Here is a 25,922-nt window from a genome sequence, read left to right as displayed (position 1 = left end):
TTACTGTAAAGCGGTTGAACGCGGGCAAATAATTGCTGCCGCTGATGTATGTGAGGTGTCGATATGATGCCTGCACGTTATCATCGCTTACGAGATCGGGCCATGGCCGTTGTCGATCGGGCATTTGCTGAGCCGGTTCGATTGTCGTTTTTCACGGCTCAAGGCACTACCGATCCCAGCCGCCCTATAATCGAGATAGAAGCCGTTCTGCGCGTTGGTGGTGGCAAGTCCACTACGATTGGCGGTTCGAGCAAATCATCTTGGCGCACGCGTATCGTTGCCCAAAAATCAGAACTTCATATCGACCGTACCAAATACCCGACTGTCACAGTCAGGGCAAAGGACAAGGTGCGAGCTTTGGCACGTCCGGGCCAGCCTTGGTTTGAAGTTGCTGCGGTTGATGATCGTGGTGAAACTCGTTTAGTCTTGCAGCTTGGTGAGGCTTGATGATGGCTGATCAGCTTAATCCAGAAATTCTTGTTGCTGCGAAATGGCTGTTTGAATGCGGACAGCAATGCGTAGGCGCCAAAATACCTGTCCTACGTGAGCGTTTTGCTCTTACAGCGCTAGACGCTATCGAAGCGATGAAACAAGCGCGTATGCTGGCAAATTCAAGCAATACGGGGGATCGTAGCAATGAGCGATGATTTCACCCGTAGCCGCATGGCGTGGCTGGATCAGATTTACGATGATCAGCAGCTTACGACAGTATCACGCGATGCTGCCTTTCGTATTAGCCGCTATTTCAATCGCAGGGGCTTCGCCAGTAGCGGAAACCTGAATGCATGGCCGTCATATGAGACGCTTGCAAAAGAGGCTGGTTGCTCTCCAAAGACGATCCAGCGCGCTGTCTCATTATTGCGTGAGCGCGGCCATGTTGCGACGAATGGCAATGGCGGACGTTCGAAGGCGCTGACGTATTTTGCAGTTATCAAGGTAGGCACGAAAGCGGACGAAACGGGCGCTGATATAGCGTTTATCGCGCCTGATAAAGGTGGACAGAATTGTCCACGTTTAGTTGAAAAGGTGGACACGGCTGTCCCTAAAGGTGGACATTTGAATGCCGAAAAGGTGGACAAATATGTCCTACAAACCTCTTTGAATAAATCCCTGATTAAATCCTTGAGCGCGGCGCGTGTGCATGACGCTGCCGATGAACCATTCAAGGCGGCATGGTCGATAGCTGTTTTCGACAAATTGGCAAAAGGGCCGGGGGCATTGCCAAGGCCGGGAACCGCTTTGCTTCGAAACCTGATTGAGATTGAGAAAAGACCAGCCCTTGTTCTGGATCATCAAGCTAAGCATGGATGGCCTGAGATCAACAGCATGTTCGAACAGCCAAAGGCGCTTGAGCATGAAACGCTTGCGCCTTCGATCCGCAAGATGGCTTTCGAGATGGAAGCTGTCACATCGGGCAGCGCTCAATGGAACGATTGGCAGTGCGAGTTTGAGGCAAGGGGCTGGCCGTTTCCACGGGATGCCAAGGCTATGAGCTTCCCACGCGGTGGAGTGAAGGCACTACCAGCATTCATGGCTGCACTGGTGGCAAGGCAGGCAGGCGGCGGGAATGTGGTGCCAATGGCTGCAAGGGCAGTCGGGGCATGAGCGTTTGGGTCCTTCCGGGTATCTGTCTGCTGCGGGTGAGCGCGACTGCGGGATTTCGGTCTGTGCAGTTAAATTTTATAGCTAAAAACAATTGGTTAGATGGTGATACTCATGAATATTTCTCATGAAGTTTCAGCCGATCCGGCGTTAAAACAAGAGCCGCGCACCATTTCGAAAAGCGGTTTTTCCAAGCTGATCAATGTCTCTCCCGGTCGGGTTTCGCAGATGATCACTGCGGGAATGCCTGTGGAGCGCGATGGAAAAATTGACGTTGCGCGGTGCAAACTCTGGATCTCCGAGAATATCAATCCGACACGTGCAGCAAGTCAGGCGCAAGGTGCCACGCTGTTCGGTGAGGAAAAGCAGGCGATCTCACTGACGGCGGAACGCGCAAGGCTGGCAAAGGCACAAGCGGATGCTGTCGAACTGAAAAATGCGACCATTCGGCGTGAGTTGGTGTCTGCGAGCGAAGTGGAACGGCTTTGGTCGGGTGAGTGGATGCAGTTGCGTTCAAGCGTTCTCGCCGTGCCTTCGCGGCTGAGACAGCTTCTGCCACACCTGACGGCTGAGGATATTGAAGCCATAGACGGCGAACTGCGCCGGATGCTTACGGAGTTTGGCAATGATCAGTGAAACACTTATCGAAGTTCGTGAGCGTTCGCGCCGGTCGATTATTCCGCCTGCACGGTTGCAACTGTCGCAATGGATCGAGCGTGAAGTGCGGTTGCCTGCCGATGTGTCGGCCATGCGCGGCCCTATTCGGCTATATCCTTTTCAGCGTGGCATGGCCGATGCAATGAGCGATTCGAAGATTGAACGCATTACGGTCGTGAAATCTGCCCGTATTGGTTATACCACATTGCTGGTTGGTCTGCTTGGTTCGCACGTGGTGAACGAACCGGCACCCGTTTTGTTCGTGCTGCCAACTGAGGATGATTGCCGAACATTTGTTGTGTCGAATGTCGAGCCGACTTTTGAGGCTTCGCCATGTCTTGCGAATGCGCTGGCAAGCGATAAAGGCAGCGAGAAACGCAATACGCTTTTGTCACGGCGTTTTCCCGGGGGCAGTCTCAAAGTTATCGCGGCCAAAGCACCGCGCAATCTTCGCGCTCACAATGCCCGTATCCTGATCATGGACGAGACTGACGGCATGGAAATGACCAAGGAAGGCAGTCCTATCCCGATTGCCGAACGGCGCACCATGTCTTTTCCTGATCGGAAAATCATAATCGGCTCAACCCCGATCTATGAAGATAGCAGCCATGTGTTGAGCGCCTATGAGCGTTCAGACAAGCGAATTTATGAGGTGCCTTGTCCTGAATGTGGAGACTTCCACGAAATCGAATGGAAGGACATTCACTGGCCGGAAGGTGAGCCGGAAAAGGCTCATTGGGCTTGCCCTGGCTGCGGTTCTGTCGTCGAGGAAAGATACAAGGGCAGCATGGTTGCAGCCGGTCGCTGGCGTATCACAGCGCCGGAAGTGAAAGGCCATGCGGGGTTTCGTATCAACTCGCTAGTGTCGCCGCTGGAAAATGCAGCGTGGGGCATTCTCGCCAAAGAGTTTCTTGCAGCCAAAGACGATCCTGCTTTGCTGCAAACATTCATCAATCTTGTGCTGGGGCAGGGGTGGCGTGAAAGCGGCGAGGAAATGGACGATAGCGAACTGGCAAGCCGTGTCGAAGCGATCTCGCTTGATATGCTGCCAGAAAGCGTTCTTGCCCTCACAGCAGGAGTAGACACGCAACGCGACCGCCTTGAGGTTACAATTATCGGTTGGACGCGGGATGGCGAGGCTATGATCCTTGATCACAAGGTGATTTGGGGCTTGCCAGATGATGACGCAACATGGACCGAAATTGATGCTGTTCTAAAAATGCGATTTGATCATCCGCTCGGTGGCAAGCTAGGGCTGGATGCTGTTGCAATCGATAGTTCTGACGGCGAGACGATGGAAAACGTCTATTCGTTCTGCTTTCCGCGTTCTTCGCGTAAGGTTCTGGCAATCAAGGGCGTAAACGGAAATCGTCCATGGATTGAGAAATCCAAGTCGAAAGTGAAAGGTGGGGCGCTTTGGATTGTCGGCGTGGACGGTTTGAAATCTCACCTGACAGCGCGGCTATCGAGAGGGCGAACAATCCGTTTCTCTGATCGGTTGCCGTTGTCGTGGTTTGAACAGCTTGCCAGTGAGCGGGTTGTTGTGCGCTATACACGCGGCCAGCCACAACGCCGATTTGAGCGCATTCCCGGTCGTAGAGCCGAAGCGCTGGATTGTGTTGTGTATGGTTTCGCAGCACGCCAGATACTGAATATCAACTGGGATCAGCGCATTGATGATTTGCGGCTTGGTGTAGAAACAATCGCGCCAAAAGTGCAGGCCGTTACGAAGTCGAAGTGGCTGCGATAAGTAATATGGGGCTGCAAATTTGCAGGCCCGGACGGGCGACACGGTGTCACCCGTATTTCATGTGGCCAAGTTGGCCAGTTGATCAAGTCGCCAAGTTGGCGACTTGATTTAGCTATTTAGGCTCGGCTTGGGCGAGCGCCTGTTCAACTTTGACTGCATTCGCAAAGTTGTAACTTCCAGAATTGGCAGGGGTGTTTTCAAGGGAGTCAAGTTCCTGAACGCTTATGCCGGCGGAAGCTGCTAATTCCTCTTGGGTTAAGCCAAGTGTTTCTCTCCGCGATTTGAAGCCAGCTGGATGCCGCTCTTGTACATCGATTTTGACTGAGGTCATGATTTTTTCTTTCTCAAACATTTGGTTTTTCGCCGTGTTCAAATCTGGCTGAACTCGCCCCTTCAAGAGCGGCATTTATCCAAGATGCATATTGACCTAGCAAATATTTATCTCCTGACCGATCATTCTTATCAGGATCTAAGCAGATCCCGCGCTCTTGATTTTCTTCAAGTATCCAAAGAACCTTATCGACCTTTCTATCTTGACCAAATAGGTATTTTTCTCCAGAAAATGGAAAATCACTATTGGGCGATATGTATATGCCGTAGCCCTCTGGCGTAGGTTGTCCGAAGATTAGTAACGTAGTAAAATTAGTTACTTCGGCTAGTTCGTCACAAAGCACTTTTTCTTGATCTGATGGATAATCAGCTTTGATTTCAACCCACATTTGATATTTTGGGAGCCAAAAATCGGGAAGGTATGGACCAGAGTTAAGCTTGAAGCCCTCTTTTTCATATTCATACTTTATTCCAAGACCGGCGAAAAATACGGCCCATCTTGCTTCTGTCCGCGACCTAAATTTGTATCCGTTGTATTCTGTTTGGATTGCATTCATCTAGAATCCCCCAGTATTCCTTCTTCGGGTTATAATTATTATTGGCCGGATTTTTTTAATCTTACACCCGGCCCCTCACCATTTTCAGCGACGAAAATAACGCCTGCCTTTTCAAATGCAGTGCGAACTGCAGATTCGTTTGCATCTGTCATTCCATGGTCGCCGTCTTTTGCTTCCGCTCGCCTGACTGTAGCAACGCCGATTTTTGCTTCATTCGCTAAATCTTCTGCACGCCAACGCAACAATGCTCTGGCTGCGCGAATTTGCGATCCCGTGATATGTGACATATCTTTTGATAGCCTATTGATCAATTAAAAATCTGATGATATTACGCATATCACTTGATTTAAAATATATCAATGGAGGTACATTATGCCGAAATCTGCTATTCCGGCTAATCCCGAAGGCTTGTCTGAAATTGACGCGGAAATTTTGCTGTTGTGGTCAGGCTTAGATTCGAACCAAAAGCGCGAAGCCCTTGCGTATGCACGTCGTATTTGTGCTGAAAAGGGAGTTATTTTGCCATGATCGATAAAGATGAACTCAATCTTGCAATTGATGATGCATATGACGTTTCGGCGTTATTGCGCACTGCTATCGAATGTTTGGGAAATATCAGTGAAGACTTATCCCGACCATATAATAACATTCTTGGTGGCGTGAGCCGTGTTCTTGAGGTTGCGGACAAGAAGGCGCTCAATGCACTCGCAGCGTTGGAGGGCGTTGAAATGCGGGAGCACATGTCGCAATCACGCTCGTAGCTAAACTTATCCACACCGCAACGCTTGGCAAGTATATAAGTGGTAGCTTGAATAAATCATTTTTTCGAGCATTGACATGGGATCATCACACGGTATTATGTGTGTGACAATCACACGGATATTTAAGATGACTCGTTTAATCTCACCCTCGGAAGTTGAAGCAAGAACCGGCCTTTCACCTGATGTCTTGCGGGATTGGCGGCGGCGCGGACTTCTCCAGCTTGGTACTCAGCAGGATAATGGCCGATGGGGGTATGTCGTCGGCGATGTAGCTCAATTAGCCATTGTCAACCATTTCACGAAATGGCGCATAATCTCGGATCTCAGTGATGCATTCCATGTGGCTGGCTTCGCGGTTCCCTTCGTTTATGCCGCTGTAGCCGACGATCCAGTGTTCGCAAAGCAAGTAGGAGAATTGCCATATCTAGCAGCGTTCAATGTCAGGCAGGGTGAACGACTACAAGTTGAAACAGTATATAGCCTCGAAGAAACACTTCGCTTGCGTTTACCGGGTTTCGTTGTTGTCGATACGAGGGTTTTAGGCGAGCATCTCAGCGATCAGCTGGCAGGCTTGTTCGATAAAGCTTAGAGATTGGAGATCGAATAATGGCCCTGCCTTTCCCTAAACTTTTCTCGCGTTCGAACAAAGGGAATCCAAACCATAAACGTGCCGTGAACGCTGCAAGCGTAAACTGGCCGGATGATCCGCGTGTGATCTCTGGTTCGGCTGATATTCGACAGGCAGGCCAGACCGTTTCCCAGCGTGTTGCTGGGCTTTATGTGAATGATCCTGTTGTGCGTTCGGCGGTTAATCTGGTTGTATCGCAGATCGTGGGCAGTGGTGTTCGGTTGAATACACCTGATCAGATTGTTGGTGCCCGGTTCAATGCCACGCGCATTGACCCATCTGCGCTTATGTCGGTTACTGCCATGCAGCGTGCTTCGATCCGTTCGTGGGTGATCAGCGGTGAAATTCTTGGTTTGCATCGTGTCATTGATGGCCGATACGCTTTTCAGCTTCTCGACCCCGAACAGCTTGATCGTTCCAAGAATGAAGACTTGGGCGCGTCCGGCTCTATCGTTGCCGGTGTCGAGCGTGATGGCCTTGGCGTGATTGCTGGTTATTGGATATTGCCGAACTCTCCCGGCGATCCATTCGCCCGTAACACGCAATCGGTTCGATTTGATGCACCGGATGTTGTGCATGTGTTTGAGCATGAGTTTCCCGGACAAGTGCGCGGTATCAGTGCGCTTGTCGCAACTTTGCCGGTTCTCAACAATGCAAGCATCGCAATAGAAGCGCGGCTCAAGCAGTTGCAGGTTAGTGCGATGCTGACGGCAATCTTGACCAGTCCTGACGGAACAGATGCTTTTGACGGTGAGCCTAATCCATCTTTGGAACCCGGTGCTATTATTCGTGCACGTCCCGGTGAACAGGTTGAAGTTGTCAACGGTCCACAGTCGCCCGACTTCAACGCTTTTATCAAGGTGCTTTATCGCCAGATAGCGGCATCGGTTGGTGTGACCTATGAAGATCTGATCGGCGATCTTGAGGGCGTGAATTATTCCAGTTTTCGTGGCGGTGCATTGACAGCACGCCGCAAGGCGGAAGCCACTCGCAAAGTTACTTTGATCGAGGGCGTTCTCGATCCCGTGTTCACCCGCTGGCAGGCTATCGAGCGACTGGCAGGCCGGATTAGAGCCGATCTTGACCATGGTTGGATCGAACCAAGCTGGCCGGAAATCGACCGTCTCAAGGAAGCCAACGCCGATATTTCCCTGCTGAATGCTGGTTTAAAGTCCCGCAAGGAAATCATCGAGGCGCGGGGCCGAGAATACGAGACTGTGCAGTCAGAATTTGAAGCCGACAAAACCGTCAAAATTCAAGGAAATCAACAATGACAAATCTTGTTCGTCGGTTTCAGGCACAGTCTAAGCCGAACAGCTACGATCCAGAAACGCGATCCTTTACGGTTGTTGTCGCAACATCTGCACCCGTAAATTGTGGAAGCCATTTTGAAGTGCTGGACCTTGCATCGTTCGGCGCTAACGGCTGGCCGGACAGTCTGCCACTGCAAACAGATCATTCCATCAGTGTTCGGGACACGGTGGGCATTCTTAAAAACTTCCGCCTCGAAACAATCGAAGGCGACATTCAAGCCCTCGTAGCCGAAGGGCGCTTATCTTCGCGTGCTGATAATGACGCGCTCGCCGCCAATCTTAAAGATGGCGTGCAATCGAGCTTTTCCATTTCTTTTTCAGTTTCGAAATGGCGCGACAGCAAAGACCCCGCAACAGGCCGCAAGATCAGAACAGCCCTTTCGGGGAAGCTGATCGAGGGCAGCTTTGTGGTCAATCCTGCTGATCCCCATTCAAAAATCAGGAGCAGTCCTATGGACCCCGAAGATGTGATCGAAAACAACCGCATGTCGGTTGAGCAGTGGGACACGGTTTGCCGTGCTGCTGGCGTTCCAGACGCTGTGCGTGAAGCGCTGCGCAATTCCGACGCGCCAGACAGTGAGCGTACTGCCTTGGCGCTTGCAGCGGTAGAGCGCAGCGCTCCGCCTGTTCGCACAATCCGGCAGCATAATGATGAGACACTCGACAATCCTGTCATTCTGCGCAATGCCGTTGTGAATTTCTATGATGCTGTCAATCGTGGTGAACAGCCTAGCGGGCAGGCTGCGGAAGTGTTTGCACAAGGTGAACGTGCATTGGCTGAACGTCTTTGCCGCAATGCTGGTATTGCAACCATTGGCCTATCTGATGCGGAAGTTGTTCGCCGTGCTGCCACCACATCCGATTTCCCGCTGATTGCAGGCGGTACTTTCAATCTCGCTATGCGCCGGGAATTGGATGCAGCAGCTTCCCCTATGGCTGCTTTGTTTGGTCGCGATAGTGTTTCAACATTCAATGCAGAAACACGCGGCCTTGCTGATTGGACCAGTCTTGCAATCGCCGACAAATTAGAGAGTGGCGAATACAAGCATTCGTTTATTCACGAAACCGGCGAGACAGTCAGTGTTGCCGTGATCGGCGGCATTACCAGCAAGTCATATGAATTGACGATCAATGCTGGTTCGCGCCTTGGCAATGACGGCACGCAGTTTGGCAAGCGCATGGCTGCGGAAATTGCAGATCGTCAGGTTGCTTATGTGCAGCAGGGCAGTTTGTCCGGTCCGAAAATGAAGGACGGTCAAACGGTTTTCCATGCAAGCCGTGGCAATATTGTTGACCTCACACTGGATGGTCTGACGGAAGTCAAGCAGATTATGGGCGCACGCTCTGCCATGGCAAAGCGTAAGGGTGTGGGCGATGTAATGATCGGTGTTTATCCGACACATTGGCTTGTGCATTCCGATTTTGAGGAAACCGCACTTCGCCTTCTCGCCAGCATTCAGGCTTCCGCAATCGCTGACGTGAACCCGCTGGCAGGCAAGCTGCAAGTGGTCGTTGAGCCGCGCCTAAGTGATCCTGATGCATCGTGGTTGGTTGCAGCACCGTCGAAGATGGACGGCGCTGTGCGGGTTTATCTGCAAGGGCAGGAAGCGCCTTTCACTGACAGCCGTATCGATTTTAATACGGATGCAGTGCAGTTCAAGATACGCCACCCGTTCGGCCTTGGCTGGCTCGAATGGCGTAGCTGGACGCGCCTTGACCATAAGGCGGCTTAGCCATGAACGTAACCGAGATGCAGCAGCAGCTTGCAAACCTTCGAGCCTTACGGGCCGAAGGTGTTCGCAAGACCCGCTTTGGGGATGATGAAACCGAATATCGCAGTGACGCTGAATTGGCCGCTGCCATTGCTGATCTCGAAACCCGGATTGCGACGGCTTTAAAACCGTCGCGCCGGTTGATTTATCCTAGAGTTTCTAAGGGCTACTGATATGCGAAACTATGTGCAGCATGGCAATATTGTTGATCTCACCGCGCCTTTAGCCGGTGTTGTGTCAGGTGAAGGTTTCTTGACTGGTGATCTATTCGGCGTTGCCGCAACAGACGCCAGTGCAGGCCAGAAAGTATCAACCTATCTGGAAGGCGTTTTCAATCTTCCAAAAGTTACAGGTGCAGGGCTGATCGAAGGGCAGAAAGTCTTTTGGGATGCGACTGCGAAGAAAGTCACTGCCAGCGATACCGGAAATACATTGATCGGCCATGCGGTTGAAACAGCGGCTGCGGCTGCGGTTTCTGTCGCTGTTCGATTGGCTCGATAAGGGGGCGGAAATGGATATTCAGCTTCTTGGGATGCGGCTTTATAACGGTGCGGCAAAGCCTGACTTTGATTTGCTGGCCTATGCCGACCTTAGCGTTGCCGGTGGCCTCACCATTCGGGGTGCGGCTCTGGTATCGAGAGACGGTGAATACCGCGTTTGGCCGCCACTGAGTAAAGATGACCGCAAGGCCGTCAAATGGCGACATGACAGCCCATTCCATGAGGCTGCAATAAAGCTCGTTCTTCCTGCTTATAGGGCTATTTCCGGCAAAATGGAGGGCTGAGCGATGGCTAAACGTTCTGTACTCATGAAAAACGCTGAGGAATTTCCACGAATATTGTTGGGGGATCGTCCCCCTTCATATCTGGGCAAAGCACGTCTAGCCACTGAACTCGATATTAGCGAAACTACTGTTGATGATTATGTGCGGCGGGGCTTGCTTCCAAAACCTGTTAGGCTCGGTGGATCAGTGCGTTGGAGCTGGACGCAAGTGCAAGCTTTACTAGATGCAAATTCCTCCGGTGGACATTCCGATGATCCGTTCATGGCGGGGTTAGATAATGTCTCGCAAGCATCGTAGGCCGGCAACCGTATCGCTGCCAAAAGGTGTTCACCGTGTCGTTTCACGCGGCAAAGAGTATTTTTACTATCAGACAGGCCGGGGCACAAATCATGTTGGGGAGCGGGTTAAGCTTCCCAACGATCCACATTCTCCTGAGTTTTGGCAAGCTGTCCGGCAGGCACAAGGTATCAGCGGACCAGTTGTCGACGGTACCATAGGCGCATTGATTGATGCATATGAGGCTGCATGGCCCGGATTGCCGCGCAAATTAGCCGTCAGCACTACAGAACAGTATCGACGGCAATTGCGAATCGTCCGTAAGGTTTGGGGTGATTTGCAAGCTGAGGCTCTCAGGCCGTCTCATGTTCAAGCCTTAATGGAAAAGATTGGCGCAACTACGCCGGGTGCCGCAAACAACCTTCTCGACGCTTTGCGTGCAATGTGCCGATGGGCCAGCGGTCCGCGTGAATTGCTAGGCCGTGATCCAACGCAAGGTGTGGCTCATTTTCAGCAAGGCGAGGGGCATAAGCCGTGGACGCCTGATCAGCTTGCATTCGCGGACAAGAATTTCACAGGCATGTTGCACCGCGCTTACGTTCTCGCACGATATACCGGACAGAGAATAAGTGATGTTGTGCGGCTTGGCTGGAACGATATCGATGAGGGCGGCTTTAGCCTTCCACAAAAGAAGACCGGCGTTCGCCCTTGGTGTCCAATCTTCCCAGAACTGGAATCAGAAATGGCGAAATGGGAAAAAAGGCCCGGCCCATTTCTTTATCAAGACAACGGCAAACCGTTCACAACCAATCTTATGTGGAAGTGGTTGAATGACGCTCGAACAGGCCAGCCGGTGATCGAAGATGTAGTCTGGCACGGTTTGCGTGCCAATGCGGTCATTCGTTTGCGCCAAGATGGATTTAGTGCACCGCAGATATGTGATGCGGTCGGAATGAGTCCACAGATGGTCGAAAGATATAGCCGTTACGCTGATCGCAAGATGGGCGGACAGGCTATTTTGATCGATCTAAAAAAACGGAAACAGAACGAAACTGTAAAACAGTTGAAAACTGGAAAACTAAAATGACCAAAAATCAATCGGTTATGAGTAAGGAAACGAAGTGGAGGCTTCTGTTGCCAGGTGCCTCCGAACCCCGCCTTAAGGTGCTAACCCTAAGGGCTTTAGAGTGGGTTTCCCGCACCGCCATTAGGCAGCGAGAGCGTAACCCTGAGCTTTGTTGTCATTTGCAACTACTCAATTGACCCGATAACGGTGGTATCATGCCGAGCAAAAGAGCGATCTTTACACCCTTGTCGATCCTATTTCGCCCCCGCCACAGCACAACTTGCTTCTGAAGCATCTTGTGTTCTGGTGGAGGCGCCGGGTACCGCCCCCGGGTCCAATAGGTTTATTACATCGTCCATTTATCACCATAGTCAGCTTGCGCTGACATGCCGTATATAGGCGTCCTTCCTCGCGATTGGAAGAGGGTAGTTGTGATTTTACAGGTTGTTGGCGGTCGAAGGCCTTCGCTTTTTGCGTTCATTTTTAATTGACAGCCAGCTTCCGCTGGTCAATCCTCAGCACACTATCAGTGCATGCCTGATAGGGATCGAAATTCTCCGGTTCTGGCGGAGGTTTAAACGGGGCAAAGCCCAATCGAAGGAGAGTGGATATATGAGTGAATATCTCGCGGATGTACGTCGTTATGATGCTGGCGCTGATGAAGCCGTTGTCGGGAAGATCGTAAAGCATCTCGGTATTGCGCTGCGCAATCGCGATTCCTCTCTCGTTTCAGCGACGGACCCGGAAGAATTGAAGCGCGTTCGCGACAGCTGGGTGGCGAAAAAGCTCGGTGTTGCGGATGCTGCGAAAGCTGAAGAAGTGGTCAATCACGTGGCAGAAGTCATGAAGGGCGATCGCAACAAGCACCGCGTCACCTTCTATTATCTCGTGGCCAAACAGCTCGATAAGCTCGGCGATCTCTAATAATATCACTCCCTTGTGGAGTTTGAGACCTCGGTGCCTCGTCGCGCCGAGGTTTTTCTTTATAGTGGTGTTAAAACGAATCGGCCCGGAAAGTAATCCCTATGCGTACCTATCTCGACCTTCTCCAGCATGTGCTCGATAATGGTTCTGACCGTGGTGATCGGACCGGTACAGGCACGCGTTCGGTGTTCGGTTATCAGATGCGGTTTAATCTCGCCGAAGGCTTTCCGGTTTTGACGACGAAAAAGCTACATCTGCGCTCGATCATCCATGAGCTGCTGTGGTTCCTCAAAGGTGATACCAACATCGCGTATCTCAAGGAAAACGGCGTTTCGATCTGGGATGAGTGGGCTGATGAAAATGGTGATCTCGGTCCGGTCTATGGCTATCAGTGGCGCTCATGGCCTGCACCGGATGGCCGTCACATCGACCAGATAGCGAATCTTTTGAAGATGTTGCGGGAAAATCCTAATTCACGACGTTTGATCGTGTCCGCGTGGAATCCGGCACTGGTCGATGAAATGGCTCTGCCACCGTGCCATTGCCTGTTTCAGTTTTACGTGTCGGATGGCAAGCTATCCTGCCAGCTTTATCAGCGTTCGGCAGATATCTTCCTGGGTGTTCCATTCAACATTGCGTCCTATGCATTGCTAACGATGATGATTGCACAGGTTGCAGGGCTCGAGCCGGGTGATTTCGTTCACACGCTGGGTGACGCGCATATCTATTCGAACCATTTCGAACAGGCGCGTTTGCAACTGACCCGCACACCGAAGCAATTGCCGACAATGCGCATCAATCCGGATGTGAAGGACCTGTTTGATTTCCGCTTCGAGGATTTTGAACTTGTCGGCTACGAAGCCGACCCAACGATCAAAGCTCCGATTGCGGTGTAAGACATGACAACTCGGAAGCCGATTGTATCGATCATCGTAGCTGCTGCTGAAAACGGTGTCATTGGTCGTGACAATGACATGCCATGGAAGCTGTCGACTGATCTTAAGCGTTTCAAGGCACTGACATTGGGCAAACCTGTCATCATGGGGCGCCGTACGTGGGATTCCATCGGTCGTCCTTTGCCGGGGCGCCCCAATATCGTTGTGACACGCGATGCCGCATTTACTGCGGAAAGCGCACAGGTGGTTGGTTCGCTTGAAGATGCAATTGATCTGGGACGCAGGCTTGCGGCTGGGCTTAATGTTGATGAAGTCTGCATTATTGGTGGTGGCAACATCTATGCGCAGGGGCTACCATTGGCGGATGTGGTGCATCTCACCCGCGTCCTGGCCATGATCGATGGAGACACATATTTCCCTGAAATCGATTCGGAAGTCTGGCAGGCCGTTTCGACCGAGGATGTGCCTGCAGGCGAGAAAGACAGCCATCCAACACGCTATATTCGATATGAACGGCGTGTTGCGTAAATTATAACGCAGGAAATTTGCCGCCTCACGTTGAAAGCGGCCCTCGCGATGCCTATAAAACGGTAACATTAGTTGATGACGGGAGGTGGCGCTTGCTTTCCCGTCTCCCGGACGAGAGGTGAGGATGCCCTGGAGTAATCAGAACGGCGGCGGTGGCCCATGGGGTGGCGGCGGCGATAATAATAACAATAACAATAATAACGGCGGCAATGGCGGCCCATGGGGGCAGGGACCGAAAGGACCGCGCGGTGGTGGACAGAACACACCGCCTGATCTCGAGGATATTCTTCGCAAGGGCCAGGACCGTCTGAAGAAGGTTTTCCCAGGTGGCGGCGGTGGCAAAGGCGGCAGCAATCGCGGCGTATTTTTCCTCATCGGCGCAGCGGTGCTGGGTTTCTGGCTATTCCAATCCATCTATACCGTCCAGCCTGATGAACTTGCTGTAGAACTCCGCTTTGGTAAGCCAAAGGCTGAAGTTTCCGAGCCAGGCCTGCATTTCCATTTCTGGCCGATCGAAACCTATGAAAAGGCACAGATCGTCGAAAAGCAGATCAATATCGGTGGGCAGGGCTCGCGTAGCGCCACGCAAGGGCTGATGCTGACAGGCGATCAGAATATCGTCAATGTTCAGTTCTCGGTGCTTTACCGCGTTTCCGATCCGCGCGCTTATCTCTTCAATGTCGATAATCCGGACTCGATGGTCCAGCAGGTTTCTGAAAGTGCGATCCGTGAGATCGTCGGCCGCAGACCGGCTCAGGATGTTTTCCGTGACAACCGTGCTGCGATTGCACAGAGCGTTCGTGACATCGTTCAGGCGACGCTTGACCGCTACAATACCGGTATTCAGGTTAATGCCGTTTCTATCGAAGATGCAGCACCGCCTCGTGAAGTGGCCGATGCATTTGATGAAGTACAGCGTGCTGAACAGGACGAAGATCGCTTCGTAGAAGAATCCAACCAGTATTCCAACCAGCGTCTTGGTCAGGCACGCGGTGAAGCAGCCCAGCTTCGTGAAGAAGCAGCAGCTTACAAAAACCGTGTCGTTCAGGAAGCTGAAGGTGAAGCCCAGCGTTTTAGCTCGGTACTTGGTGAATATCTGAAGTCGCCGGAAGTTACCCGTAACCGTCTTTTCCTTGAAACGATGGAACAGGTACTGAAGAGCACGAAAAAAGTCATCGTGGAGCCTGGAAAAGAAGTTGTGCCTTATCTGCCTCTGAACGAACTTATGCGTCAGCAGCCGCGTCCCGGCGCGAACGCAACCACAACCGGCGGAGGTGCACAGTAATGTCTCAGAACAGGCTTCCGATTATTGGCGGTATCATCGCCGTCATCCTTTTCCTGGCATATTCGGCCACCTTCATCGTCACCGAACGCCAGCAGGCAATCGTTCTGCGCTTCGGTCAGATCGTTGCTGTAAAGACCGAACCGGGTATATATTTCAAGCTGCCTTTCGGCTTTCTTGATGCCGATACTGTGCAGTTGATTGATGACCGTCTTCTGCGCTTTGATCTCGACGATATCCGCGTTCAGGTTTCGGGCGGTAAGTTCTACGACGTGGATGCTTTCCTCGTTTATCGCATTACCGATGCTCGCAAGTTCCGTGAAACTGTTTCGGGCAGCACCCTGCTCGCCGAACAGCGCCTGCGTACGCGTCTCGATGCAGCATTGCGTGGTGTTTACGGCCAGCGTGGCTTTGAAGCTGCACTCTCCGAAGAGCGTGGCGACATGATGCGCGAAGTCGCTAACCAGATGCGCGCCGATGCGACTTCACTTGGTCTGACCATCGAAGATGTTCGTATTCGTCGTACCGATCTGACGGCTGAAGTCTCGCAGCAGACCTATGACCGCATGAAGGCAGAACGTCTTGCAGAAGCAGAACGTCTGCGTGCCCGTGGTCGGGAAGCAGCACAGCGTATCCGCGCTATTGCTGATCGTCAGGTTGTCGAAACGGTTGCCGAGGCACGCAAGGAATCTGAAATCCTTCGCGGTGAAGGCGAAGCACAACGGAGTGATATCTTCGCTCAATCTGCCTCGAAAGATCCAGGTTTCTTTGCCTTCTATCGTTCGATGGCAGCCTATCGTGAAGCTCTCCAGACGCCAGACACGACGCTTGTTCTCTCACCGGATTCGGAGTTCTTCAAGTTCTTCCGTGATGCTGGCGGGAAACTGGCAACGCCGTCGCAGTAAGAGAGATTATCGCAAATGAGCGATTTTCTGGCCGCCGTAGGACTTCTCTTCGTCTTTGAAGGGCTGCTCTACGGCGGCTTTCCTTTTTTCGCCAGGAAGCTTGCCCGCGATGCATCCGAGACGCCGGAAAGCATGCTTCGGATTGCAGGGCTTTCAGCGCTGGCAATCGGCGTCTTCATTGTCTGGCTTGTCAGGGGATAAGCCACTTCATCCATCATATTTCTGCTCACCGCTCTATGCGGGGCCGTAAACAGGCCGTATTTTGCAGCGATCTAATCTTCTCGATTTATCACCGCAGACAGAAACGGAGCAGAGCTTCATGGCAATTGCACCCAAGGCGGGATTTACTCGCACCCTTTTAGCAACCGTGGCTCTTGGAGCGATGAGTTTTACGGGGACAGTGGCGATTGGCATGCCGCCTGCAATTGCTCAGCAAGCCGGGGCGCAACAGACTGCGCCGGTACGCCAAGGACCGGGCTCGGTGGCCGATCTTGCTGAGGGGCTTCTGGATGCAGTCGTAAATATTTCGACATCGCAGACAGTCAAGGAAGACGGCGAAGGCGATGGCGGCGTACCAATGCCGCAGGTTCCGGAAGGTTCTCCATTTCAGGAGTTCTTCAATGACTTCTTCAATGACAAGGACGGCGGTAAAAACAACGATTCGCGCAAAGTGCAGTCGCTTGGTTCCGGTTTTGTAATAGATGCCGAAAAGGGCTATATCGTAACGAACAACCACGTCATTGCCGATGCCGATGAAATCGAAGTGAATTTCGTTGATGGCTCGAAGCTCAAGGCCGATCTTGTCGGCAAGGATACCAAAACCGATCTAGCTGTGCTGAAAGTTGATCCGACCAAACATAAGCTCACCGCAGTGCAGTTTGGTAATTCCGAAAAGGCGCGCATTGGTGACTGGGTTCTGGCGATCGGCAACCCCTTCGGTCTTGGTGGCACTGTGACAGCCGGTATTATTTCGGCCCGCAAGCGCGATATTCAGTCTGGGCCTTATGACGACTTCATCCAGACCGATGCGGCGATCAACCGGGGTAATTCCGGCGGTCCACTTTTCGATATGGATGGCAAGGTAATCGGCATCAATACGGCAATCTATTCGCCGTCGGGTGGTTCGATTGGTATTGGCTTTGCAATTCCAGCTGAAATGGCCGTCGGTGTCATCGATCAGCTGAAAGAATTTGGTGAAGTGCGCCGCGGCTGGCTTGGTGTACGTCTGCAGCCAGTTACCGAAGATATTGCGCAGAGCCTTGGTCTGAAAGACGCGAAAGGCGCTTTGATCGCCGGATTGATTGAAAATTCAGGCGTCGACAATACGGCTATCAAGGCGGGTGACGTGGTGATCCGCTACGATGGCAAGCCGGTTGAACGTGCTCGGGATCTGCCACGTCTTGTCGCTGAAAGTGCAGTCGGTGACGAGGTCGATGTTGTCGTCGTTCGTGACGGTGAAGAGAAAACCATAAAGGTCAAGCTCGGACGTCTGGTTGAAGACGATAAGAGCACTGAAGCGGCGGCCGAAGATCAGGCTCCTCCACCAGACATGGAAGAGGGCGAAGACGGTGCAGAAGCACCCGATGCGTCAAAGCCTGATACTCAGAAAAAAGAACAGAAGGAGCAGGCCGGCACAACTGTGATGGGCATGAAGCTTGCGGAGATCAGTGATGATGTTCGCGGTGAATTTGGCATCGCCGAAGATGTGCAAGGCGTTGCCGTGCTCTACGTTGCTCCGGGTTCTGCTGCCGGTGAGAAGCGCGTTGAAACCGGTGATGTTATTGTCGATATCGGTCAGGTCACGGTGAAAACACCTGCCGATGTGAAGAAGCGGATCGATGCCTTGCGCCGCGAGGGCCGCAAGAATGCACTTCTGATGCTTGCTTCGCGTTCGGGCGAGCTGCGTTTCGTGACAATCCGTATCGACTGAGCATTTCCAGCAAAAGTGCGAAGCGGTTTGCGTTGGATAATGCGATGAAACAAACACTTAGAGCGGTTCCAGCGACTCCGTGTTGACTGAAACCGCTCTAGGTTTTTGCCTTGTTAAAAGTAAAAGGCGTCGCAAAGTGTTGCGACGCCTTTTTTGTTTGTGTTCTGAATCACTTGCAGGAATTGGCTCTGAATGTGATTCAGTTCTTCGCAGGCGTGATGGTCCGATAGACGACATGGCGTTTGAGATGTGGCATCTCATCTGGTACGCGCGGATGATCGAAGTCGCTTGCTGCATCGCGAACCATGCCAATGCGCTGCATGACAGATGTCGAGCGGTCGTTGTTGGAGACTGCGAAGGACACGACTTCAGGCAATTCCAATGTTTCGAAGGCATAGGCGAGAAGCGCTTTGCCTGCTTCCGTCACATAGCCTTTGCCCCAGAATGGCCGTGCGAGTCGCCAGCCAATTTCGACAGTGCCGTTTGGAAAATGTGGTTCCAGATCAGTGCGCGCCAGCCCCGCAAAACCGATGCATTGTCCGCTTTGCTTTTCTTCGAGAGCATAAAAGCCAAAGCCGGTTTCTGAGATCATGATTTGAAGAAGCTCAAACAGTGCATCCGATTCCGCACGATTGCGGCGGAACGGAAAGAAACGCATCACTTCATCATCGGAGTTGATCACGTGAAGCAGTTCACGATCACGATCTTCCCAGTTGCGGATGATGAGGCGAGGCGTTTCCAGAATGATCATTCAACGAAATCCGATTTACGATAGCCTTGAATATAGAGAAGGGCGGTCAGGTCGCCATGGTCAATACGGACCTTGGCCTGGGCTGCGACTGCAGGTTTTGCATGAAGGGCCACGCCTGTCCCTGCAAGCTGGATCATGCCAAGGTCGTTGGCACCATCACCCACTGCAATCGCATCCTGCGGCGTAAGGCCGAGACGATCAGCGATTTCAACGAGCTTTTCAACCTTCGCTTCGCGTCCAAGGATAGGGTCTGAAACGGTGCCGCTTAAATGTGCGCCATCGTGAAGGAGCGTGTTGGCGCGGTCTTCATTGAAGCCAATCATTTCTGCAACGCGACGTGTAAACGAGGTGAAGCCACCGGACACCAAAGCGGTATATGCGCCGTGTTTGCGCATGGTACGCACAAGTTCAACGCCGCCCGGCATCAGCGAGATGCGCGTGGAGATAACCTTATCGATGACTGACAACGGCAGACCTTTAAGAAGAGCGACACGCTCTCGAAGTGCTGGCTCGAATTCAATTTCGCCGTTCATGGCGCGGGCTGTAATGGCTGCAACATGTTCGCGAAGGCCAGCTTCTTCGGCCAGTTCGTCAATGCATTCCTGCTGGATCATGGTGGAATCCATGTCTGCAATCAGAATTTTCTTGCGTCGGCTATCCTGTTCCTGCACCACCACATCGACAGGTGCACCATCGAGAGAAGCGCGCAGAGTGTTTTCTGCTTCTTCGTGGGAGATGCCAGAGGCAAGCGGTATGTCGCAGGCGATGCCGTCAGCCAGCCAATAAAGTCCGGTTGCATTCACTGCCGCCGAGGCTTTAATCCCCAGCGATGGAGCAAGCAGCGCTTTGGCCGGATTGGCAATCAGTGTAGCAATGAGGGAAACGGATCGGGACATGAGGAGCATTTCCTACGATGAGTGAGCATGCGGTGAAGGATGCAATCCTGATAGCTGGCCCAACGGCCAGCGGCAAGTCAGCTCTTGCCCTTCATATGGCAAAGAAGACTGGCGGCTTCATCGTGAACACCGATTCTATGCAGGTTTATGATGTGCTCGACCTGTTGAGCGCACGCCCGCAGCCTGATGAGTTGCGCGAGGCTGAGCATTATCTTTATGGGCATGTTCCCCCCTCTGTTTCCTATTCGACCGGCAAATGGTTCGCCGATGTGGAGGTCTTGCTTTCGCGTTCCAACCTTGAGGGGCGGGTACCAATTTTTGTCGGCGGTACGGGGCTTTATTTTAAGGCGCTGCTGGGTGGGCTGTCGCAAATGCCGGAGGTGCCTGTCGAGATACGTGAATATTGGCGCAATCGGATGGGCGAAGAGGGGGCGGAAGCTCTTCATGCAATGCTTATGGCGCGTGATCCTGAGATTGCAGCAACGCTTCGTCCAACCGACAGCCAGCGTATCGTTCGCGCATTGGAAGTGTTTGAAGGGACAGGCAAGTCTCTGCTGCATTGGCAGAAGGCAACGGGCACGGCGCTGGTAGATGATGCTAGCGCAACCAAGATCGTGCTGTTACCTGATCGCAAGTGGTTGGGCGAGCGGATTGCCCAGCGCTTCAATCTCATGTGGGACCATGGTGCGCTTGATGAAGTACGCGCATTGATGGGGCTTGATCTTGATCCGGCACTGCCCGCGATGAAGGCAATCGGCGTGCGGGAAATTGCTGCATTCTTTGCCAGCGAGATGACGCGGGAAGAGGCTATCGAACGTTCTGTAATTGCAACCCGCCAATATGCCAAACGCCAATCGACATGGTTCCGCAATCAGCTGGATCAAAGCTGGAATGTCTATTCCTCAGGTCATGAGGCCTTGTCAGGGCAATAATCTTATCGAACGCGGGTGTTTGACAGAAGAAAATATCGCGCCTGATGATTTTATGCGTTGACGGAGCGATTTTCGGTGATTAGTCTCCCGACCATGAACAGAACAGCTCTTATTCTTGTGGTACGAACGCGCATGGGCAGGATGGTGTAACCATCCGGCGAAAGCTCCCATGCGCGAAAGACAAGCTCCCTCGGGGGCCTTTTTTGTTATCTAAACACCAACGAAATTGAATATGTAAAGCAGACGGGAAGTGACGACGATGACGGCAGCAAAAAGCGAGGCGGCGACGATCTCCGCAGGGCAACGCGAAATGACCGGCGCAGAAATGGTGGTTCAGGCTATGATCGATCATGGCGTGGAACATCTTTTTGGTTATCCGGGTGGCGCTGTGCTGCCGATCTATGACGAACTCTTCCAGCAGGACAAGGTTCAGCACATTCTGGTTCGCCACGAGCAGGGCGCAGGCCACGCGGCTGAAGGTTACGCCCGTTCAACCGGCAAGGTTGGCGTCATGCTGGTTACATCCGGTCCCGGTGCCACCAATGCTGTGACGCCGTTGCAGGATGCGTTGATGGATTCCATCCCGCTGGTCTGTATTTCCGGTCAGGTTCCAACATCGCTCATCGGTTCTGATGGTTTTCAGGAAGCTGATACCGTTGGCATCACCCGTCCTTGCACCAAGCATAACTGGCTGGTTCGTGACGTTAACGACCTCTCGCGCGTTCTTCATGAAGCTTTCCATATCGCTTCTACGGGTCGTCCGGGTCCGGTTCTGGTCGATATTCCTAAGGATATTCAGTTTGCAACCGGCATCTATACGCCACCGCAAACAACTCCGCGCACCAGCTATCGCCCGACAGTTGAAGGCGACAAGTCGGCGATCGCACAAGCGGTTGAAATGCTGCTGACTGCCAAGAAGCCCATTATCTATTCGGGTGGCGGCGTTATCAATTCCGGTCCTGCGGCAACGAAGCTGCTGCGTGAACTGGTTGAAATCAGCAATTTCCCGATCACCTCGACCTTGATGGGGTTGGGTGCCTATCCGGCATCGGGCAAGAACTGGCTCGGCATGCTGGGCATGCATGGCACATACGAAGCCAACATGACCATGCATGATTGCGATGTCATGCTGTGTGTTGGTGCACGCTTCGACGACCGTATTACCGGTCGTCTTAACGCCTTTGCTCCGCATTCGCGCAAAATCCACATCGATATTGACCCATCGTCGATCAACAAGAACGTTCGCGTTGATGTTCCGATCATTGGTGATGTCGCGAATGTTCTGGAAGACATAGTTCGTCAGTTCCGCGCTTCTGAAAAGAAGCCGGAAAAGAAGGCAATCGGTGCCTGGTGGGAACAGATCGACCGCTGGCGCGCGCGAAACTCGCTGGCTTATGCACCGAACAAAGATGTCATCATGCCGCAATATGCGTTGCAGCGCCTGAATGAACTGACCAAGGGCCGCAATACCTACATCACTACTGAAGTCGGTCAGCATCAGATGTGGGCTGCTCAGTTCATGGATTTCGATGAACCGAACCGTTGGATGACATCGGGTGGTCTGGGTACCATGGGTTATGGCCTGCCTGCCGCGCTTGGTGTGCAGATTGCACATCCCGATGCGTTGGTTATCGATATTGCCGGTGATGCATCGATCCAGATGTGCATTCAGGAAATGTCGGCTGCAATCCAGTATGAAGCGCCGATCAAGATCTTCATCCTGAACAACCAGTATATGGGCATGGTTCGTCAATGGCAGCAGTTGTTGCACGGCAATCGCCTGTCGCATTCCTATACCGAAGCAATGCCTGACTTCGTGAAGCTTGCAGAGGCTTATGGTGCACATGGTATTCGTTGCGATAAACCAGCTCAGCTTGATGATGCGATCATGGAAATGATCGAGATCAAAAAGCCGGTTATCTTCGATTGCCGCGTTGCCAATCTCGCCAACTGCTTCCCGATGATCCCATCCGGCAAGGCACATAATGAAATGCTGTTGCCTGATGAAGCGACTGATGAAGCCGTTGCCAACGCCATTGATGCCAAGGGCCGCGCCCTAGTCTGATCCGGAGAAAAGAAAATGAACGCACAAAATCTAGCATCCGGCTCGGCATATTTCATTGCAGCGGATACCCAGACACCAGAAACGCATACGCTTTCGGTTCTCGTCGATAATGAGCCGGGCGTCCTAGCCCGCGTCATCGGCCTGTTTTCAGGTCGTGGCTACAATATTGAAAGCCTTACGGTTTCTGAAACCGAGCACGAGCAGCACTTGTCGCGGATTACGATTGTTACGCGCGGCACGCCAAATGTGCTTGATCAGATACGTCATCAGCTTGAGCGTATCGTACCGGTGCACCGCGTGGTTGATATGACCCATCGCGCTGTGGAACTTGGCCACGAGCGTCCAATTGAACGTGAGCTTGCGCTGATCAAGGTGGCTGGCAAGGGTGAGGCGCGTGCGGAAACATTGCGTTTGACCGATGCTTTCAATGCAAAGATCGTCGATGCAACGACAGAGCATTTCATTGTCGAGATTACGGGCAAGACCGCCAAGATCGACCAGTTTATTTTGCTGATGAAGCCGCTCGGTCTGGTGGAAATTTGCCGGACCGGTGTGGCAGCGATGAACCGCGGTCCTCAGGGGCTATAAAAAGCAAGCAAGATCGAGACAATATCGGCTAAAACCGGCACAATGTTTCGATTGTGCCGGTTTTTTATTGAGCTAATTTGTCTCTATAAATCAGGTCAAACCAATGTCTCTTGAAATATTCCTTGCGCTTCTCGTCTTTGCATTTGTCTCTTCAGTCACGCCCGGTCCCAACAATCTGATGCTACTCACATCAGGGGTGAATTTCGGTTTTCGGCGGACAATTCCGCATATGCTGGGAATAGGCGTGGGCTTTTTCATTCTGCTGCTGGCGGTTGGGTTCGGTCTCGGTGCGCTGATCGAAACGGTGCCGTCATTCTATACGTCGCTTAAGTTCGCTGGCGGCGCCTACATGCTTTATCTCGCCTGGAAAATTGCCACGTCGCGCTCGATTGGCGAGTCTAAAGGCAGCGATAGCGGCAAGCCGATGACATTTCTTCAGGCGGCTGCATTCCAGTGGGTAAACCCGAAAGCCTGGGTCATGGGGGTCACGGGCATCGCGACCTATGCCAACCATGACAATTACTATGTGGCCGTACTCCTGGTGAGCATCGCCTTCGCGATTGTAAACCTGCCGAGTGTATCAGTCTGGGCAGGTTTCGGCACCCTTCTGCGCAACTGGCTTTCCGATCCTGTCCGGTTGAAATGGTTCAATCTTACCATGGCCTTGCTGCTCATTCTGAGCCTGTGGCCGATGTTGAAATAATGAGTTGAAGGAATGAAAGATGTCTGCGCTTCCTACCTATGATGATGTGGTGTCTGCGGCTCAACTGATTGAGGGACATGCGCATCACACGCCAGTATTCACCTCTTCAACGATTGACCGTGAAACTGGTGCGCAGTTCTTTTTCAAATGCGAGAACTTTCAACGCATAGGCGCTTTCAAATTTCGAGGTGCGTTCAACGCTTTGTCTCGCTTCAATGATGAGCAGAAGAAACGCGGTGTTCTAGCGTTTTCTTCCGGCAATCACGCACAGGCAATCGCGCTTGCTGCCAAACTGTTGGGCATTAGCGCGACAATTATCATGCCAGAGGATGCTCCGGCGGCAAAACTCGAGGCCACGAGGGGCTATGGCGCAAAGGTTGTCACTTATAACCGCTACACCGAGGATCGCGATGCGCTCTCAAAGAAGCTTGCGGACGAAGGTGGACTGACGCTTATTCCGCCATTCAATCATCCCGACATTATTGCCGGGCAGGGAACGGCGACAAAGGAACTGATCGAAGAAGTTGGGCAACTGGATGCGCTGTTTGTTTGTCTGGGCGGCGGAGGTTTGCTTGCAGGGTCTGCTTTGGCTGCCAAGGCGCTTTCACCATCATGCCATGTTTATGGCGTCGAACCGCAGGCAGGTAATGATGGTCAGCAATCGTTCCGTTCGGGAAAAATCGTGCATATCGATGTGCCAAAGACATTGGCGGATGGCGCTCAGACACAGGCACTTGGCGATATGACCTTTGCTGTCATCCGCGACACAGTCCGGGACATCCTCGCCGTCAGCGACGATGAACTGGTACAGGGAATGAAGTTCTTCGCGAGCCGGATGAAAATGGTTGTTGAGCCGACTGGCTGCCTTGCTTTTGCGGGTGCGCTGCAAATGGCACCAATGCTGAAGGGTAAGCGAATTGGCGTTATTGTCAGCGGCGGTAACGTCGATCTCGATAAATTTGCTGCGCTGGTGAGCAAATAGGCAGGATCAGCGGCTCGTATAATTCCGAGCCGCTGTCTTTTTTCTATTTGAGAAGTGCGTAACCAAAAGTGTGGCATTCATTCACACCACACTGAACCCCGACCGAGATGAAGTTGATCACTCCAATTGCGATCACATAGAGGCTCAGAACTGTCGCAAGCGTGCGAAGCAGTGGAAATGCTGCCAAAGGCTTCTGCTGCCATTGGACATTGCTGCCCCAGACAATCAGCTGAAAAGCAAAAGCAATCAGAAGCGCCACCGCAATAAGAACCGACCAAACCGGCATATGAAGGCCGAAGACCGCGCTGCCGATATATTCATGTCCGGGACGTGGATAGATGTCGAGCAATGTCTGCCGTACCGATACAATCAGCAGGAACAACGAGAAAATCATGCTCAGGCCAGTATTGCGATACGAGAAGCCGTGACGGAACTGCAGGATGATACCAAAGCAGACGCCAAACATGGCAACACGTTGCAGGAGGCATAGCGGGCACGGTATTTCGCCATTAGCATATTGAAGCACCATTGCCGCAGTAAGAATAGCTGCAACGACCGCCATCATCCCGAGAAGATAAATATAGAGAAGCGCTGCAGGCAGTTTAGCGACAGCAGCATCATGATCTGAATTGAAAGTGCTCATGCCGCTTCTCCATGCACTTGTATGTTGGGCGTGAAGTCATATGCGAACTGGTGCGGCTGAGGCAGATCAATGATTTGCGTCTGGAGCCACGGCATCCGAAAGCCGTATTCAGGGCTGTATATTTCCCAGAGAAATTGTTTAACGCCCAATGCAAGGCAAACGATAACAAGAAAGATTGCGATGGACTGACGTCCAAACCACGCGAAAATCAATGAAAGTGCCAAAGCTGCAAAAACAACAAGCATCATGGCTATACTCCTTTAGGTAAATATTATTTGCCTCGAATAATTAAATTATAGTGAAAATTGATTCAAACTTATTCTTTCACCCTACTATTACTTGGTGATTTAGAATAAAGTTATTATGTATTAGGGCATGTTTATATATTCCAGATTTACGTG

34 protein-coding genes and 1 other RNA gene are annotated in these 25,922 nt (G+C 52.2%); 27 read left to right on the top strand and 8 right to left on the bottom strand.

Annotation, left to right across the window (positions count from 1 at the left end):
* Positions 1 to 63: 63 nt before the first annotated feature.
* The 5 genes from C9380_RS08180 (at position 64) to C9380_RS08160 (ending at position 4,009) form a co-directional block, all read left to right on the top strand.
* Entirely contained in the window at positions 64 to 447 is a 384-nt protein-coding gene (locus C9380_RS08180; RefSeq protein ID WP_012091776.1) for a hypothetical protein, read from the top strand.
* On the top strand, positions 447 to 647 hold the full coding sequence (locus C9380_RS08175) for a hypothetical protein (protein ID WP_040129192.1): 201 nt from the start codon (positions 447 to 449) through the stop codon (positions 645 to 647). The genes C9380_RS08180 and C9380_RS08175 overlap by 1 nt, the downstream gene beginning before the upstream one ends.
* On the top strand, positions 637 to 1,605 hold the full coding sequence (locus C9380_RS08170; RefSeq protein WP_012091777.1) for a helix-turn-helix domain-containing protein: 969 nt from the start codon (positions 637 to 639) through the stop codon (positions 1,603 to 1,605). Before C9380_RS08175 ends, C9380_RS08170 begins: the two co-directional genes overlap by 11 nt.
* A 111-nt stretch (positions 1,606 to 1,716) precedes the next feature.
* Positions 1,717 to 2,238: a DNA packaging protein gene (locus tag C9380_RS08165; RefSeq protein WP_012091778.1), complete on the top strand. Its 522-nt coding sequence runs from the start codon at positions 1,717 to 1,719 to the stop codon at positions 2,236 to 2,238.
* Positions 2,228 to 4,009, top strand: coding sequence for a phage terminase large subunit family protein (locus C9380_RS08160; protein ID WP_012091779.1), 1,782 nt, complete (start codon positions 2,228 to 2,230; stop codon positions 4,007 to 4,009). The genes C9380_RS08165 and C9380_RS08160 overlap by 11 nt, the downstream gene beginning before the upstream one ends.
* A 112-nt stretch (positions 4,010 to 4,121) precedes the next feature.
* Here C9380_RS08160 and C9380_RS08155 read toward each other — a convergent pair whose 3' ends face one another.
* The 3 genes from C9380_RS08155 to C9380_RS08145 are packed head-to-tail and all read right to left on the bottom strand — an operon-like array spanning position 4,122 to position 5,138.
* Positions 4,122 to 4,361 carry a helix-turn-helix domain-containing protein gene (locus C9380_RS08155; RefSeq protein WP_012091780.1) on the bottom strand — a complete coding sequence of 80 codons (240 nt, stop codon included), beginning with the start codon at positions 4,359 to 4,361 and terminating at the stop codon, positions 4,122 to 4,124.
* The gene (locus C9380_RS08150) at positions 4,354 to 4,896 is read right to left on the bottom strand and encodes a PDDEXK family nuclease (protein ID WP_012091781.1); all 543 of its coding nucleotides are present in this window, start codon (positions 4,894 to 4,896) and stop codon (positions 4,354 to 4,356) included. Before C9380_RS08150 ends, C9380_RS08155 begins: the two co-directional genes overlap by 8 nt.
* Before the next feature lie 38 nt (positions 4,897 to 4,934).
* Positions 4,935 to 5,138: a transcriptional regulator gene (locus C9380_RS08145; protein ID WP_353954639.1), complete on the bottom strand. Its 204-nt coding sequence runs from the start codon at positions 5,136 to 5,138 to the stop codon at positions 4,935 to 4,937.
* Between the two features lie 130 nt (positions 5,139 to 5,268).
* Between C9380_RS08145 and C9380_RS26780 the strand changes: the two genes are divergently transcribed.
* From C9380_RS26780 to C9380_RS08100, 10 genes are all read left to right on the top strand, one after another.
* A complete protein-coding gene (locus tag C9380_RS26780; RefSeq protein WP_158304326.1) occupies positions 5,269 to 5,424 on the top strand; it encodes a hypothetical protein in 156 nt (51 codons plus the stop codon).
* Positions 5,421 to 5,657, top strand: a complete 237-nt coding sequence (locus tag C9380_RS08140; RefSeq protein ID WP_040129194.1) for a hypothetical protein — start codon at positions 5,421 to 5,423, stop codon at positions 5,655 to 5,657. The genes C9380_RS26780 and C9380_RS08140 overlap by 4 nt, the downstream gene beginning before the upstream one ends.
* A gap of 127 nt (positions 5,658 to 5,784) precedes the next feature.
* On the top strand, positions 5,785 to 6,246 hold the full coding sequence (locus C9380_RS08135; protein WP_041545116.1) for a MerR family transcriptional regulator: 462 nt from the start codon (positions 5,785 to 5,787) through the stop codon (positions 6,244 to 6,246).
* A 17-nt stretch (positions 6,247 to 6,263) separates the two neighbouring features.
* Entirely contained in the window at positions 6,264 to 7,559 is a 1,296-nt protein-coding gene (locus C9380_RS08130) for a phage portal protein (RefSeq protein WP_128093348.1), read from the top strand.
* The gene (locus tag C9380_RS08125; RefSeq protein ID WP_012091785.1) at positions 7,556 to 9,331 is read left to right on the top strand and encodes a phage major capsid protein; all 1,776 of its coding nucleotides are present in this window, start codon (positions 7,556 to 7,558) and stop codon (positions 9,329 to 9,331) included. The genes C9380_RS08130 and C9380_RS08125 overlap by 4 nt, the downstream gene beginning before the upstream one ends.
* A gap of 2 nt (positions 9,332 to 9,333) precedes the next feature.
* Positions 9,334 to 9,543: a phage head-tail joining protein gene (locus C9380_RS08120; protein ID WP_012091786.1), complete on the top strand. Its 210-nt coding sequence runs from the start codon at positions 9,334 to 9,336 to the stop codon at positions 9,541 to 9,543.
* Between the two features lies 1 nt (position 9,544).
* Positions 9,545 to 9,871, top strand: coding sequence for a DUF2190 family protein (locus tag C9380_RS08115; protein WP_012091787.1), 327 nt, complete (start codon positions 9,545 to 9,547; stop codon positions 9,869 to 9,871).
* Between the two features lie 10 nt (positions 9,872 to 9,881).
* A complete protein-coding gene (locus C9380_RS08110; RefSeq protein ID WP_012091788.1) occupies positions 9,882 to 10,154 on the top strand; it encodes a hypothetical protein in 273 nt (90 codons plus the stop codon).
* 3 nt (positions 10,155 to 10,157) lie between these two features.
* Complete coding sequence (locus tag C9380_RS08105) at positions 10,158 to 10,451, top strand: helix-turn-helix transcriptional regulator (RefSeq protein WP_197539947.1); 294 nt, start codon at positions 10,158 to 10,160, stop codon at positions 10,449 to 10,451.
* Complete coding sequence (locus C9380_RS08100; protein ID WP_012091789.1) at positions 10,432 to 11,517, top strand: tyrosine-type recombinase/integrase; 1,086 nt, start codon at positions 10,432 to 10,434, stop codon at positions 11,515 to 11,517. The genes C9380_RS08105 and C9380_RS08100 overlap by 20 nt, the downstream gene beginning before the upstream one ends.
* Before the next feature lie 33 nt (positions 11,518 to 11,550).
* Here C9380_RS08100 and ssrA read toward each other — a convergent pair.
* Positions 11,551 to 11,921: a transfer-messenger RNA gene (gene ssrA / locus C9380_RS08095) on the bottom strand.
* A 187-nt stretch (positions 11,922 to 12,108) separates the two neighbouring features.
* Between ssrA and C9380_RS08090 the strand changes: the two genes are divergently transcribed.
* The 7 genes from C9380_RS08090 to C9380_RS08060 all read left to right on the top strand — a co-directional run bounded on the left by C9380_RS08090 (position 12,109) and on the right by C9380_RS08060 (position 17,961).
* Positions 12,109 to 12,420, top strand: coding sequence for a DUF2853 family protein (locus C9380_RS08090; protein ID WP_024899619.1), 312 nt, complete (start codon positions 12,109 to 12,111; stop codon positions 12,418 to 12,420).
* A 101-nt stretch (positions 12,421 to 12,521) separates the two neighbouring features.
* On the top strand, positions 12,522 to 13,316 hold the full coding sequence (locus tag C9380_RS08085; RefSeq protein ID WP_100558787.1) for a thymidylate synthase: 795 nt from the start codon (positions 12,522 to 12,524) through the stop codon (positions 13,314 to 13,316).
* Positions 13,317 to 13,319: 3 nt separating this feature from the next.
* Complete coding sequence (locus tag C9380_RS08080) at positions 13,320 to 13,844, top strand: dihydrofolate reductase (RefSeq protein ID WP_128093347.1); 525 nt, start codon at positions 13,320 to 13,322, stop codon at positions 13,842 to 13,844.
* Between the two features lie 124 nt (positions 13,845 to 13,968).
* Positions 13,969 to 15,129 carry an FtsH protease activity modulator HflK gene (gene hflK, locus C9380_RS08075; protein WP_024897558.1) on the top strand — a complete coding sequence of 387 codons (1,161 nt, stop codon included), beginning with the start codon at positions 13,969 to 13,971 and terminating at the stop codon, positions 15,127 to 15,129.
* The gene (gene hflC, locus C9380_RS08070) at positions 15,129 to 16,031 is read left to right on the top strand and encodes a protease modulator HflC (RefSeq protein WP_024897557.1); all 903 of its coding nucleotides are present in this window, start codon (positions 15,129 to 15,131) and stop codon (positions 16,029 to 16,031) included. The genes hflK and hflC overlap by 1 nt, the downstream gene beginning before the upstream one ends.
* A 15-nt stretch (positions 16,032 to 16,046) precedes the next feature.
* Complete coding sequence (locus tag C9380_RS08065; protein ID WP_024897556.1) at positions 16,047 to 16,232, top strand: DUF2065 domain-containing protein; 186 nt, start codon at positions 16,047 to 16,049, stop codon at positions 16,230 to 16,232.
* A gap of 118 nt (positions 16,233 to 16,350) precedes the next feature.
* Positions 16,351 to 17,961, top strand: a complete 1,611-nt coding sequence (locus tag C9380_RS08060) for a Do family serine endopeptidase (protein WP_100558789.1) — start codon at positions 16,351 to 16,353, stop codon at positions 17,959 to 17,961.
* A gap of 199 nt (positions 17,962 to 18,160) precedes the next feature.
* Here C9380_RS08060 and C9380_RS08055 read toward each other — a convergent pair whose 3' ends face one another.
* Together C9380_RS08055 and serB are read right to left on the bottom strand one after the other, a co-directional pair.
* Positions 18,161 to 18,712, bottom strand: coding sequence for a GNAT family N-acetyltransferase (locus C9380_RS08055; protein ID WP_128093346.1), 552 nt, complete (start codon positions 18,710 to 18,712; stop codon positions 18,161 to 18,163).
* A complete protein-coding gene (serB, locus tag C9380_RS08050) occupies positions 18,709 to 19,608 on the bottom strand; it encodes a phosphoserine phosphatase SerB (protein ID WP_100558791.1) in 900 nt (299 codons plus the stop codon). The genes C9380_RS08055 and serB overlap by 4 nt, the downstream gene beginning before the upstream one ends.
* A 17-nt stretch (positions 19,609 to 19,625) precedes the next feature.
* Between serB and miaA the strand changes: the two genes are divergently transcribed.
* The 5 genes from miaA to C9380_RS08020 all read left to right on the top strand — a co-directional run bounded on the left by miaA (position 19,626) and on the right by C9380_RS08020 (position 24,878).
* Positions 19,626 to 20,540, top strand: a complete 915-nt coding sequence (miaA, locus tag C9380_RS08045) for a tRNA (adenosine(37)-N6)-dimethylallyltransferase MiaA (RefSeq protein WP_024897552.1) — start codon at positions 19,626 to 19,628, stop codon at positions 20,538 to 20,540.
* Positions 20,541 to 20,799: 259 nt separating this feature from the next.
* A complete protein-coding gene (locus C9380_RS08035) occupies positions 20,800 to 22,605 on the top strand; it encodes an acetolactate synthase 3 large subunit (protein ID WP_024897551.1) in 1,806 nt (601 codons plus the stop codon).
* Between the two features lie 15 nt (positions 22,606 to 22,620).
* Positions 22,621 to 23,193 carry an acetolactate synthase small subunit gene (gene ilvN / locus C9380_RS08030; RefSeq protein WP_024897550.1) on the top strand — a complete coding sequence of 191 codons (573 nt, stop codon included), beginning with the start codon at positions 22,621 to 22,623 and terminating at the stop codon, positions 23,191 to 23,193.
* 103 nt (positions 23,194 to 23,296) lie between these two features.
* On the top strand, positions 23,297 to 23,896 hold the full coding sequence (locus tag C9380_RS08025; protein WP_128093345.1) for a LysE family translocator: 600 nt from the start codon (positions 23,297 to 23,299) through the stop codon (positions 23,894 to 23,896).
* A 19-nt stretch (positions 23,897 to 23,915) separates the two neighbouring features.
* Entirely contained in the window at positions 23,916 to 24,878 is a 963-nt protein-coding gene (locus C9380_RS08020; RefSeq protein ID WP_128093344.1) for a threo-3-hydroxy-L-aspartate ammonia-lyase, read from the top strand.
* Between the two features lie 43 nt (positions 24,879 to 24,921).
* On the opposite strand, the gene C9380_RS08015 is transcribed toward C9380_RS08020, so the two are convergent.
* Together C9380_RS08015 and C9380_RS08010 are read right to left on the bottom strand one after the other, a co-directional pair.
* Positions 24,922 to 25,521: a disulfide bond formation protein B gene (locus C9380_RS08015; RefSeq protein ID WP_024897547.1), complete on the bottom strand. Its 600-nt coding sequence runs from the start codon at positions 25,519 to 25,521 to the stop codon at positions 24,922 to 24,924.
* Positions 25,518 to 25,769, bottom strand: coding sequence for a hypothetical protein (locus C9380_RS08010; protein ID WP_128093343.1), 252 nt, complete (start codon positions 25,767 to 25,769; stop codon positions 25,518 to 25,520). Before C9380_RS08010 ends, C9380_RS08015 begins: the two co-directional genes overlap by 4 nt.
* Positions 25,770 to 25,922 lie beyond the last annotated feature (153 nt).

Source organism: Brucella pituitosa (genome assembly GCF_003049685.1).
GTDB classification, from domain to species: Bacteria; Pseudomonadota; Alphaproteobacteria; order Rhizobiales; family Rhizobiaceae; genus Brucella; species Brucella pituitosa.
Note: the sequence above shows the minus strand (reverse complement) of the source record. Positions and strands in the feature narration are given on the sequence as shown.

Excerpts from the sequence above, each read along its gene's own strand:
- C9380_RS08155 (WP_012091780.1), bottom strand. The coding sequence starts at position 4,361 with ATGTTTGAGAAAGAAAAAATCATGACCTCAGTCAAAATCGATGTACAA.
- C9380_RS08160 (WP_012091779.1), top strand. The coding sequence starts at position 2,228 with ATGATCAGTGAAACACTTATCGAAGTTCGTGAGCGTTCGCGCCGGTCG.
- C9380_RS08035 (WP_024897551.1), top strand. The coding sequence starts at position 20,800 with ATGACGGCAGCAAAAAGCGAGGCGGCGACGATCTCCGCAGGGCAACGC.
- C9380_RS08065 (WP_024897556.1), top strand. The coding sequence starts at position 16,047 with ATGAGCGATTTTCTGGCCGCCGTAGGACTTCTCTTCGTCTTTGAAGGG.
- hflC (WP_024897557.1), top strand. The coding sequence starts at position 15,129 with ATGTCTCAGAACAGGCTTCCGATTATTGGCGGTATCATCGCCGTCATC.
- miaA (WP_024897552.1), top strand. The coding sequence starts at position 19,626 with ATGAGTGAGCATGCGGTGAAGGATGCAATCCTGATAGCTGGCCCAACG.
- C9380_RS08150 (WP_012091781.1), bottom strand. The coding sequence starts at position 4,896 with ATGAATGCAATCCAAACAGAATACAACGGATACAAATTTAGGTCGCGG.
- C9380_RS08115 (WP_012091787.1), top strand. The coding sequence starts at position 9,545 with ATGCGAAACTATGTGCAGCATGGCAATATTGTTGATCTCACCGCGCCT.
- C9380_RS08180 (WP_012091776.1), top strand. The coding sequence starts at position 64 with ATGATGCCTGCACGTTATCATCGCTTACGAGATCGGGCCATGGCCGTT.
- serB (WP_100558791.1), bottom strand. The coding sequence starts at position 19,608 with ATGTCCCGATCCGTTTCCCTCATTGCTACACTGATTGCCAATCCGGCC.
- hflK (WP_024897558.1), top strand. The coding sequence starts at position 13,969 with ATGCCCTGGAGTAATCAGAACGGCGGCGGTGGCCCATGGGGTGGCGGC.
- C9380_RS08025 (WP_128093345.1), top strand. The coding sequence starts at position 23,297 with ATGTCTCTTGAAATATTCCTTGCGCTTCTCGTCTTTGCATTTGTCTCT.
- C9380_RS08060 (WP_100558789.1), top strand. The coding sequence starts at position 16,351 with ATGGCAATTGCACCCAAGGCGGGATTTACTCGCACCCTTTTAGCAACC.
- C9380_RS08105 (WP_197539947.1), top strand. The coding sequence starts at position 10,158 with ATGGCTAAACGTTCTGTACTCATGAAAAACGCTGAGGAATTTCCACGA.
- C9380_RS08055 (WP_128093346.1), bottom strand. The coding sequence starts at position 18,712 with ATGATCATTCTGGAAACGCCTCGCCTCATCATCCGCAACTGGGAAGAT.
- C9380_RS08110 (WP_012091788.1), top strand. The coding sequence starts at position 9,882 with ATGGATATTCAGCTTCTTGGGATGCGGCTTTATAACGGTGCGGCAAAG.
- C9380_RS08020 (WP_128093344.1), top strand. The coding sequence starts at position 23,916 with ATGTCTGCGCTTCCTACCTATGATGATGTGGTGTCTGCGGCTCAACTG.
- C9380_RS08085 (WP_100558787.1), top strand. The coding sequence starts at position 12,522 with ATGCGTACCTATCTCGACCTTCTCCAGCATGTGCTCGATAATGGTTCT.
- ilvN (WP_024897550.1), top strand. The coding sequence starts at position 22,621 with ATGAACGCACAAAATCTAGCATCCGGCTCGGCATATTTCATTGCAGCG.
- C9380_RS08170 (WP_012091777.1), top strand. The coding sequence starts at position 637 with ATGAGCGATGATTTCACCCGTAGCCGCATGGCGTGGCTGGATCAGATT.
- C9380_RS08080 (WP_128093347.1), top strand. The coding sequence starts at position 13,320 with ATGACAACTCGGAAGCCGATTGTATCGATCATCGTAGCTGCTGCTGAA.
- C9380_RS08100 (WP_012091789.1), top strand. The coding sequence starts at position 10,432 with ATGTCTCGCAAGCATCGTAGGCCGGCAACCGTATCGCTGCCAAAAGGT.
- C9380_RS08090 (WP_024899619.1), top strand. The coding sequence starts at position 12,109 with ATGAGTGAATATCTCGCGGATGTACGTCGTTATGATGCTGGCGCTGAT.
- C9380_RS08140 (WP_040129194.1), top strand. The coding sequence starts at position 5,421 with ATGATCGATAAAGATGAACTCAATCTTGCAATTGATGATGCATATGAC.
- C9380_RS08135 (WP_041545116.1), top strand. The coding sequence starts at position 5,785 with ATGACTCGTTTAATCTCACCCTCGGAAGTTGAAGCAAGAACCGGCCTT.
- C9380_RS08165 (WP_012091778.1), top strand. The coding sequence starts at position 1,717 with ATGAATATTTCTCATGAAGTTTCAGCCGATCCGGCGTTAAAACAAGAG.
- C9380_RS08175 (WP_040129192.1), top strand. The coding sequence starts at position 447 with ATGATGGCTGATCAGCTTAATCCAGAAATTCTTGTTGCTGCGAAATGG.
- C9380_RS08010 (WP_128093343.1), bottom strand. The coding sequence starts at position 25,769 with ATGATGCTTGTTGTTTTTGCAGCTTTGGCACTTTCATTGATTTTCGCG.
- C9380_RS08015 (WP_024897547.1), bottom strand. The coding sequence starts at position 25,521 with ATGAGCACTTTCAATTCAGATCATGATGCTGCTGTCGCTAAACTGCCT.
- C9380_RS08125 (WP_012091785.1), top strand. The coding sequence starts at position 7,556 with ATGACAAATCTTGTTCGTCGGTTTCAGGCACAGTCTAAGCCGAACAGC.
- C9380_RS08120 (WP_012091786.1), top strand. The coding sequence starts at position 9,334 with ATGAACGTAACCGAGATGCAGCAGCAGCTTGCAAACCTTCGAGCCTTA.
- C9380_RS08130 (WP_128093348.1), top strand. The coding sequence starts at position 6,264 with ATGGCCCTGCCTTTCCCTAAACTTTTCTCGCGTTCGAACAAAGGGAAT.
- C9380_RS26780 (WP_158304326.1), top strand. The coding sequence starts at position 5,269 with ATGCCGAAATCTGCTATTCCGGCTAATCCCGAAGGCTTGTCTGAAATT.